The 9633-nt window shown below is 46.6% G+C and carries 6 protein-coding genes and 1 pseudogene; 3 read left to right on the forward strand and 4 right to left on the reverse strand.

Features of this window, described 5'->3' with window-relative positions; all coding sequences use genetic code 11:
- The 4 genes from ACJROR_RS11345 to ACJROR_RS11360 all read right to left on the reverse strand — a co-directional run.
- Window positions 1-453: OB-fold nucleic acid binding domain-containing protein (locus ACJROR_RS11345; protein ID WP_406547142.1), on the reverse strand; the 453-nt coding region annotated here is incomplete at its 3' end.
- A 65-nt stretch (window positions 454-518) separates the two neighbouring features.
- Window positions 519-1904: a CDP-diacylglycerol--serine O-phosphatidyltransferase gene (gene pssA, locus ACJROR_RS11350; RefSeq protein ID WP_406041193.1), complete on the reverse strand. Its 1386-nt coding sequence runs from the start codon at window positions 1902-1904 to the stop codon at window positions 519-521.
- 13 nt (window positions 1905-1917) lie between these two features.
- Complete coding sequence (locus tag ACJROR_RS11355; protein WP_406041195.1) at window positions 1918-3855, reverse strand: aminopeptidase P family protein; 1938 nt, start codon at window positions 3853-3855, stop codon at window positions 1918-1920.
- A gap of 5 nt (window positions 3856-3860) precedes the next feature.
- Window positions 3861-4565: a hypothetical protein gene (locus ACJROR_RS11360; protein ID WP_406041197.1), complete on the reverse strand. Its 705-nt coding sequence runs from the start codon at window positions 4563-4565 to the stop codon at window positions 3861-3863.
- Between the two features lie 275 nt (window positions 4566-4840).
- Here ACJROR_RS11360 and ACJROR_RS11365 point away from each other — a divergent pair, with 275 nt between their 5' ends.
- The 3 genes and pseudogenes from ACJROR_RS11365 to ACJROR_RS11375 all read left to right on the forward strand — a co-directional run.
- Window positions 4841-6889, forward strand: coding sequence for a M3 family metallopeptidase (locus ACJROR_RS11365; RefSeq protein WP_406041199.1), 2049 nt, complete (start codon window positions 4841-4843; stop codon window positions 6887-6889).
- Between the two features lie 228 nt (window positions 6890-7117).
- Window positions 7118-9226: an exoribonuclease II gene (locus ACJROR_RS11370; protein ID WP_406547143.1), complete on the forward strand. Its 2109-nt coding sequence runs from the start codon at window positions 7118-7120 to the stop codon at window positions 9224-9226.
- A 78-nt stretch (window positions 9227-9304) separates the two neighbouring features.
- A pseudogene (locus ACJROR_RS11375) lies at window positions 9305-9633 on the forward strand (signal recognition particle-docking protein FtsY); the annotation flags it as partial.

Raw genomic sequence — 9633 nt, forward strand, 5'->3', positions numbered from 1 at the left:
GGTAAGACCGTACAGCGGGGTAAAGGTGTTTCCGACAGCGGCGGCGGACAGAAATTCCGGGTTTGCCATTTGCGGCTGACCGTTATAAAAGGAAATTTTTCCGTAAACGCAAAGGTCTTCTTCCTGCGTAATTTGCTGGATCTGGAACGGCTTGAAATGAAAAATCGATATTCTCAAAGTCCCGGTTCCGTCAGTTAAAAAGATATTAAAAATGGAATTATTTCCGGTGCCGTTTACGGATGTGCGGGCAATATTTCCCCGTACCACGGCATATTCGCCGTCTTTGTTCAAAGCTGAAACCGGAGTAATATGACTGCGATCCTGATAGCCGGTGGGAAAATGCATGAGGAGATCCCAGACTGTCCCGATATTGAGTCTTTTCAGTGCAGACACGGCCCGGGGGCCAATGCCGGAAACGCTGCTGACTGGTTCCTGAGAGATTAAGCTGTTCATTAATTTTGCTGGATTTTGTTACAGATCTGCCCCGTGTCAGGGGAGAAAATTAAATACGGTCAGGGCTACAGCAGCTTTTTAAGGAGCCACTGCGCTCCTAATTTATTAACCTTTGAAATAATTTTCCTTACTGGTTCAGGATAGCTATCCATATCCTCAAGATCGTTTGTGCTGCGAATCAGGGAAGTATGCTTCAGCAAATACTCCTTCTCGTGAGTAAACTTTGACAAAAGAAGCCGGCCCGGATCGTTTATCAGAAGTCCGTTTTCCAAATCCAGTCCCCATGCCCGCGGATTCAGGTTATTTCCTGTGAGGAGGGTATAGCGTCCGTCCACGGTCATTCCTTTGACATGATAGGTGTTTGAGCCGTCCCTCCACAGATGAATTTCCAGCAGGCCGGAATCGATAAAGGACTGATTTTTCGATATGAATTTTCTGAGATTGATTTCGTATATGTACGGGATGGCCCCGACTTTGTTGAATTCTTCCATGTTGCTGATATAAAAATCATTGGCTGTCTTGTCGCCGCATACCAGAGTAACACGCACGCCCTTTTTCAGACAGCGGGAAATGCGTTTTCTGATCGGAGCTGGCAGATTAAAGTACGGAGTGTAGACAGTGATTTCCGATACCGCTGATTCCAGAAGATACAGTATGGTGTGATTAAGACGGTTTTTTCGTTTGCCCAGCCCCACGAGCGGGGTTATGCCGATCTGGTTTTCTGCGATTTCTTCATTGGGGATGCGGTACTCCTCGTGACGCAGAATATTTTTCTGGGCCTTGATTTCAACTGAAATATCCCGGGCCGCCGGAACGTTGCTTTTATTAAGATTGAAAATAGCCTGAGAATGGTTGAACACGGTATTACAGTAAGAACACATGGCATCTGCAAGGGTTTTTGAGCGGATCTCATGGTAGCGGTCAATGCGGTATTTGCCGTTTTCTCCCAGATAAACATTGTTTATGCTGGCGCCGCTGTAAAGTACCGTATCATCGAAAACAAAGCCCTTAAGATGCAGCACTCCGAAGATTTCTCTTTTTTTCACCGGAACGCCATAAATAACAGGCTGGCTCTGATGGGCTGAGGCCATTTTCTGATACCAGACGTTGTTGCCTTCCTGGAGTCCCTTGCCAATGAGTCCTCGCTGGGCGCGATGAAAATCCACGTATACGTAGATTTCAATGGACGGATTGCTGGTTTTAGCCTCATAAAGAGCGTTCATGATTTCCTGACCGGCCTCATCGTTCTGAAAATAAAGCGCGGTCATGCATATCCTTTTTTTGGAAGACCGGATAAGTTCCAGAATCCGCTTTTTAAACAGATGCGGTTCCTCGATGATGCTGTAGCAATCAGGATCCACAGCGGTTTTCGGAAGCGAATCAATTTCTGATTTGGCTGTTTCCGTGTTCTTTTTGTAATAAGCTTTTTTCAGTATGTAGCCAAGACCCATATTTTTCTCCGGACTAGATTGCAGCAGTGGCTTTCAAAAGCCAGCTTATTTCAAAGTCAGACAGATGTTCCTTTACTATTTCCCGTACCTGCATATGGTAGCTGTTTATCCACTGCTTTTCATCTTCGGTAAGCATTTCTTTTCTTATCAGTCTGATATCGAAGGGCACGAAGGTTATGGGAGTAAGATTCAGCATCTCTGTCTGATATTCTCCGACACGTACTGTTTCTACCACGGAAAGATTTTCGCATCTGATACCATACTCACCATTTTTGTAAAAACCCGGCTCAATGGAGGTCACCATACCCGGTTCCAGTGGCGTAGTGTCACTGTGCTGGGAAATGGACTGCGGTCCTTCATGCACATTGAGGCATTGTCCGACGCCATGTCCGGTACTGTGATCGTAATCCAGCCCGTGTTGCCAGAGAGGAGCTCTGGCCAATACGTCCAGAGCAGTTCCGCATGTGCCCTTGGGAAAATGGATGCTGTGCAGAGCGATAAGACCCTTAAGAACCAAGGTAAACCTTTCCTGCATTTCACTGGTAAGCCCCGGTCCCACTAAAACGGTTCTGGTGATGTCGGTGGTTCCGTCCGCATAGTGCCCGCCGCTGTCCACCAGATACATGGGATCCTTCCCCAGAGGGCGGGGATGTCCCAGATTAACGTGGTTGTAATGCACTATCGAAGCATTGGGACCGAGAGCAGAAATGGTATCAAAGCTGTTTTCCAGAAAGGACTTCTGTTCCTTGCGGAATTTAAAAAGCTGATCTGCGATTTTGGCTTCGTCAAATGACCGCGCCACGTTCCATTTTGAGCTGTGCTGCTGTTCATCGCTGCTTTCGGTGATAAGCGGCATGGTAAGCTGATCCAGCCACGCAAGAAATCGGCACATGGCCACAGCATCCCTGAGGTGGCTTCTTTTCATGCCCTGAATTTCCGTGGGATTCTTTTTGGCTTTGGGCGTTTCGCAGAAATCAGGGCCGGTGGCAACCTTGCACTTCTTGCTGTAGAGAAGATCAATGAGCCAGGAGTTTGTGGAAGCGGGATCTACGTAAACTGATGCCTGCTCCTTTCCCAGTCTTTCCACCAGCTTTACCAGATCGTCTTCTGAGTAATAATCAATATTTCCAAAGTGATGCTGAAAATCTGACATGTCCTGGGATCTGATTTTTTGCGGAGAAACGTACCATTCCACGTGTTCGCAGTTGTAGACAGCGAGGAAGCTGTTTACCACGGGAAGACAGGGCACGTCATGTCCGCGCACGTTAAGGAGCCAGTTAACTGATTCGCTTTTTGAAATAATGGTGGCATCAAGGTGTCTTTTTTTCAGCTCCTCTGCAATGAGATGTCTTTTTTCAATACTGGGACAGCCGTTATATTTGTCTTCATAGATATAAGCCTTGCCGGGCTTGTTTTCAGCTTTTTCAGGCCAGATGAGGTCTATCAGGTTTGACTCTGTGGGGATCAGGATAATTTTTGAAAATTCCAGTTCGTCCTGAAGCTTTTTTTTAGCCTTCCAGCTGATGCATTTCGGATCGATGCCAATTCTTTTGTTGTTTTTGAGAATTGACTTCAGCCAGCAGGAAATTGATATTTCTTTGAAGTGGAAGGTGTCATAAAGATTTGCCGGAGCCTGTTCCTGAGCCTGAAGCACATAACGGCCATCCACAAAAAGAGCGCAGGAGTTTTTTATAAGATGTTCCTTTCCGGAGGAATCGGAAATCCAGATTTTGTTTTCCTGATGCTTGATAAAATCAGCCTCACTCAGTATCACAGCAGCGCCTGCGGAGCCTGTAAATCCTGAAATATAGGCAAGCCTTTCGTTCTCAGGCGCAATATACTCCGAGAGATGTTCATCCTCTCGCTTGACAATGAGGGCGTCCAGTTCATTTTCCCGCAAAAGCGATCTTAATCTTTCAAGACGGTCGGAAATAACATTCTCATCAGTCATTGGTGTTACCTCGCTGAAATATCAGGAAGCTTCTCAGAAACGGAATCCCGGGATATGGAAAGCTTGCTTACCTGCATGATATTGCCAAACAAATCAATGTAAACTCCCTGCTGACTGGTTTTCATAAGTATCAGACGATCCTTTTTCTGAATAATGCTGTACTCGGTTATAAAGGAATAAAGAAGCAGCAGATTGCATCCTGAGGCAAAGAAGGCTGCAATTGCCGCGATGCGGGAGATAAGTTCGGTTGTTTCGCCGATATTTATGTAAACGCACAGGCATACAGTCATGGAAAAGGCGGTTACCGCTGACAGAAAACGCAGGAAATCTCCGTACACCGTATAGAGCACTCTGGAGGTGCTGAGAATAAGTTTTATCAGGCAGCAGCCGGCTGCGATATTCAGCAGGTTTTCAAAAATCAGCACGGATACGTCAGATTTGATATCCCAGACACCAAGCACTGCGGAAATCCCGGCCAGAGCGGAGAAGGCAATGCCGCTATAGCCAAAAATCTTTGTAATGATGCCGTTTCGGGCCGAAGGGAGTGAAATTTGTATTAAGGAAAACATTACCCAAAGAACTATAAAGGTTTCGGCAATTTTAATGTCATAGCCTTCAAAGGGGATGAATATCAGTTTGATCCCGATTCCGAAGGCTGTAAGGATTGCTGCGATGAGAAATATTTTTTGAATTTTTAGCAGATGTCGCATCGTGATATCTCCGCATAATTGGAGCCTCCATTATACAATCAATCTGCCAACTTACTAATACCGCAGTCAGCGTGTCCGGCAAGCACATCCGGATCGGATGAAGCCCTTTTACGGCGGCTGCTGCATTTTGAGAGGATGTTCTGACAGGGGCTTTTGCCCTCCGGATGACAGGCGAAACCTTAAACAAATATGCTGTTTCTATGCGGTGAATAGTTCTTTTCTATTTGCTATAATCCTGTCTTTTATGAAACAGAGAGCTCACAAGGGAGAAAGAGATGATTGAGGATAATCCGATCCTGTCCGGAACCGAGCTTCCGGAATTTTCAAAAATCAGACCTGAACATGTTGCCGAGGCCATAAGGCATTGCATAAGTCAAAACCGCGAAGCTATTGAAAAGGCCGTTTCAGAGCATTCTGACAATCCCTCATGGGATAACATAGTTGCCCCGCTGGAGCAGATTTCCGAAAAACTGAATCGGGCCTGGGGCATTGTATCTCATCTCAACAATGTGCTTTCTTCGGATGAACTCAGGGCTCAGCATGATGCCATGGTCACAGAGCTTTCCGAGTTTTCTTCATGGGAAGGGCAGCATGAAGGACTGTATAACTGCTATCGGAAAATATATGACCGTTCTGATTTGTCCCCGCTGCAAAGAAGGGCTCTGGATTTTTCCATTAAATCCTTTGAACTGAGCGGCATTGCTCTGCCCGAAAATGAGAAGAAGCTTTTCAATGAGCTGAAGTCCCGGCTTTCGCAGGTGACATCGAACTATGCCAATAACGTTCTCGATGCTACCCAAAACTGGTTTTTTCATACTGAAAACGCCGCTGATCTGAAAGGTCTTCCCGGCTTTGCCATGGATTTGGCCAGACAGGACGCTGAAAGCAGAGGTCTTCCGGGATACGTGATAACCCTGCAGTATCCGTCATACCTTCCGGTGATGAAATATGCGGAATCACGGGAACTCAGGTTTAAATGCTATGAGGCGTATGTGACCAGAGCTTCGGCGCTGGGCCCGGATCAGGGGAAATTCAACAATGATGACATCATGAAGGAGAAGGTTTCCCTTAAAAAGAGAATGGCCGGTCTTCTGGGGTTCCGCAATTATGCCGAGAGATCTCTGGTATTAAAAATGGCGTCATCTGCGGATGAGGTGATGAATTTTCTCGGTGAACTGGTGACAAAATGCCATGACCAGGGGCTTCGGGAAATGCAGGAGCTTTCCGATTATGCCAGATCTATGGGTTTTACTGAAAAGCTGGAGCCCTGGGATCTGAGCTACTTCAGCGAAAAACTCCGGGAATCCCGCTATGCCATTAATGATGAAACGGTGAGGCCTTATTTCCCGCTGCCGAAGGTCATTCAGGGGCTTTTCAGGCTTGTGAATATAATTTTCGGGATCAGCATAAAGCAAAGAGACGGGGTTGACGTCTGGCATAAGGATGTTTCCTATTACGAAATTTTTGACAGGGAAGGTAATAAAAAAGGCGGTTTTTATCTGGATCCCTATGCCAGAGATAATAAACAGGGCGGGGCCTGGATGGACGACTGCATTGGCCGGTGGGTTCATGAAAATGGCGAGATTACCCTGCCGGTGGCCTATATTGTTACGAACTTTATGCCTCCCGTCGGCGGAAAACCGGCTCTTCTGAGTCATTATGAGGTTGAAACTCTTTTTCATGAGTTCGGGCATGCTCTGCATCATTTGCTTACAGAAGTTGACGTGCCTTCGCTGGCAGGTCTTGGCAATGTGCCATGGGATGCGGTGGAGACCCCCAGTCAGTTTATGGAAAACTTTACCTGGAATCCTGAGGTTCTTGCCATGATTTCCGGGCATGTTGATACGGGTGAAGCTTTGCCGCAGGATCTTTTGAACAAGATGATAATGGCCAAGAATTTTCAGTCGGCTCTGGGCATGCTGAGACAGCTTGAATTTGCCACCTTCGATTTTCGTCTCTACCGGGATTATGATGAGGATACCGATATCCATCAGCTGCTCTGTCAGGTAAGAGAGGATATTTCCGTTACTCCCGTGGCTCCGTTCAATCGTTTTGAAAACAGCTTCTCCCATATTTTTGCCGGGGGATACAGCGCCGGATATTACAGCTACCTCTGGGCAGAGGTGCTTTCCAGTGACTGTTTTGCCAGGTTTGAGGAGGAGGGGATTCTGAATCCGGAAATTGGAAAGGAATTCATGAATACGATCCTTGCGCAGGGAGGCTCCCGGGAATTCATGGATATTTTTGAATCCTTCAGAGGCAGAAAACCGTCTGTGGATGCATTGCTCCGGCACAGCGGCATTATCTGCAACGATCAGAAATAATCGCAATGAACGAAATGACAGAGCATAAAGATTCCTCTTATGTCTGTCATAAGTTAATACGTGGCTTCTGTCTTCAGTGCAGAAGGCAGATCCCGTTTTTTGCATTCGGGTTCCTTAAATGAAGGATTCCGGTGTCTGATGAGTCTCGGCAGGCTTCCGCTATTCGGAAATAATGACTTGCCATATGGTAGAATCATAGACTTGTCTGTTACTTAACAAGGAATAATTATGCTTTTAGATAATCCGGTATTGCTTCAGTTAAAGAGGCAGAGCGAAGAAGCCAGAAAAGCAGCAGGTTTGCCGCCCCTGAGTTATGAAGAAGACGAAAACAGCGGCAAGAAGAATGACAGCTCCCGAAAAAGGGAAGGCAGAAGAGCGAATGGCGGAGAACGTCATGATAAGGATTCCCGAAAGAATAATTCTGCAGCGTATGCTTACGGGAATATGAAGGAAGGTCTGGTGAAGGCCACTGACAAGGGGTATGGTTTTCTTGAGGTTGATTTAAAGGAAAGCTATTTTATATCGCCGCCAAACATGAAGAAGCTTTTGCCTGGGGATCGTATCATAGCCAGGATATCAGAAACAGCCGGACGCACTCAGGCATATCCTGTGGAGCTTACCGAACCGGCTTTGACGCGATTTGTCGGCAGGGTTTCCATTGCTAACAACAGGGTGTCAGTTCTTCCGGATCGGCCGAGTTTTAAGAATTATATGAGAGCAAAAAATCTGGTAACGGATCATAAACTGAAGGAAGGAGACTGGGTGCTTGCCACACTTTCGCAGCATGCTATGAATACCGGCAATGGCGAACATCTTATCGAGGTTACTGAGTACATTACTGCCGGCGACGATCCGGAGGCCCCGTGGTGGGTAGTGCTCAAGGAAGCAAACCTTCCGAACAAGGCTCCGGATGATTTGGACAGTTATGTTTTCCATGAATCCGGCATTGAAAGGAAGGATTACACTTCATTGCCGTTTGTAACCATAGACAGTTCCAAAACCAAAGACATGGATGATGCTGTTTATGCTGAAAGAATCGGCGAATCAGAATATCTGATGTATGTTGCTATTGCAGATCCCACGGGATACATCTCGGAGAAGGATCCTTTGAATGCCGAAGCAGCCAGGCGGGCATTTTCCATATATCTTCCCGGACGCGATATTCCCATGCTCCCCAGAAAGCTCAGCGAGGATCTGTGTTCTCTTTGGAATGATGAGGTTCGTCCGGCGCTGGTGGGGGTCTTCAGAATCGGAGCTGACGGAGCCCTTTCCGACGATATCAGGTTTGAGTTTGCAAATATCAAATCTCGCGGAAAATTGGCGTATGACGATGTTTCTGATTATCTGGAAGGAAAGGAAACGGCATTTAAACCGGATCCTATTGTCGCTGAGGTGCTGCGCATTCTTGAGGAATTTCAGAAAATCAGGTGCGCGTACCGCAGTGCTCATGCCTCGCTGTTCCGGGACAAGCCGGATTATGAGTTTATTCTTGATGAAAATGGTGCTCTGATCGAAATTAAACAGGTCTTCCGGAGAATTGCCAACAAGATTGTCGAAGAAGCTATGATTGCGGCCAATGCCTGCGCCGGCGCATTTCTGGCCAAAAATTGCGGTTCCGGCATTTTCAACGTTCATGCAGGCTTTGATGCTGAAAAGATTAAGGATGTAGTTGCTCTTGTGCGAGATACTGAAGCGCCTGTCAAAGAGGCGGAGCAATTATTGACCATGGATGGCTTCTCCGCTCTCAAGCGCTGGCTGGATGCAGATGACAATGTTTATCTGGATGCCCGTTTGCGCAAGTATTACAGTTACGCATCCATGTCCCTTGCTCCGGGACCTCATTTTGGAATGGGGCTGGATTATTATGCCACCTGGACTTCCCCTATAAGAAAATACGGGGATATGATTAACCATCGTCTTATCAAGTACTGCATTCTTAAAAACGAAAAGCCAGCCGTTCCCGACGAAGATCTGCTTAATTCCATGAATTTGGCCAAAAAGCAAAACAGAATTGCCGAGAGAGGGGTTAAAGACTGGCTGTATGTGGAATACCTGCGGCAGTTTATAGAGCCAAAAACGGAATTTCAGGGAGAAATTTTTGATATTTCCCGTGGCGGCATCAGAGTTCGTCTGTTTGAAAACGGCGCGGTGGCATTTATTCCTTCTCCGCTGATTTGCGGTGACAGACTGCGTGCTGACGGCGATTCGCAGACAGGAAGGTTTTACATCGATAAGAAAGTTGTTTTTGAACTGGGGCAGTTTGTTCCTGTCAGGATAAAGGAAGTAAATGTTAGTACCAGATCAGTAATCGGGGAACTTGTGAATCCTGTGGACTAATACAGTTTTTTTCGATTCGGCATCTTGGGCAGGGATTGTGAGAGCGGTAATTTTTTAACTGAAAGGACGGACTTTTACATGTCAAAGAAAGGTATTTTTTCATGGCTTAGCGGAAACCGTGTTGCAGAACAGGCAGACAAAGACGGACAGGCTGATGATCGGGAGTCTGTAAAAGAGACTGACGCCGTCATTGGCGGTGACAAGGTGTCTGATGCCGAGCAGTCTCAGGCCGTTAAGCCAACAGGAAAGAAGTTTGTCTGGTCTCAGGGAAGTACCGCTCCGGAAAACAAATCTGTAAATATTTCACCGGCTGCAAAAGAGCCTGCATCTGTTTCTGCTGAGAGTAAAGCTGAAATTAAGCCTGAAGTTAAGGCTGAGGCAGAGCCTGAAGCAGAGCCTGAAGCAAA

Source organism: Succinimonas sp., from assembly GCF_045225735.1.
Taxonomy (GTDB): Bacteria; Pseudomonadota; Gammaproteobacteria; order Enterobacterales; family Succinivibrionaceae; genus Succinimonas.

Coding starts and splice junctions, on each gene's coding strand:
- pssA (WP_406041193.1), bottom strand. CDS start 1,904: ATGGGTCTTGGCTACATACTGAAAAAAGCTTATTACAAAAAGAACACG.
- ACJROR_RS11355 (WP_406041195.1), bottom strand. CDS start 3,855: ATGACTGATGAGAATGTTATTTCCGACCGTCTTGAAAGATTAAGATCG.
- ACJROR_RS11360 (WP_406041197.1), bottom strand. CDS start 4,565: ATGCGACATCTGCTAAAAATTCAAAAAATATTTCTCATCGCAGCAATC.
- ACJROR_RS11365 (WP_406041199.1), top strand. CDS start 4,841: ATGATTGAGGATAATCCGATCCTGTCCGGAACCGAGCTTCCGGAATTT.
- ACJROR_RS11370 (WP_406547143.1), top strand. CDS start 7,118: ATGCTTTTAGATAATCCGGTATTGCTTCAGTTAAAGAGGCAGAGCGAA.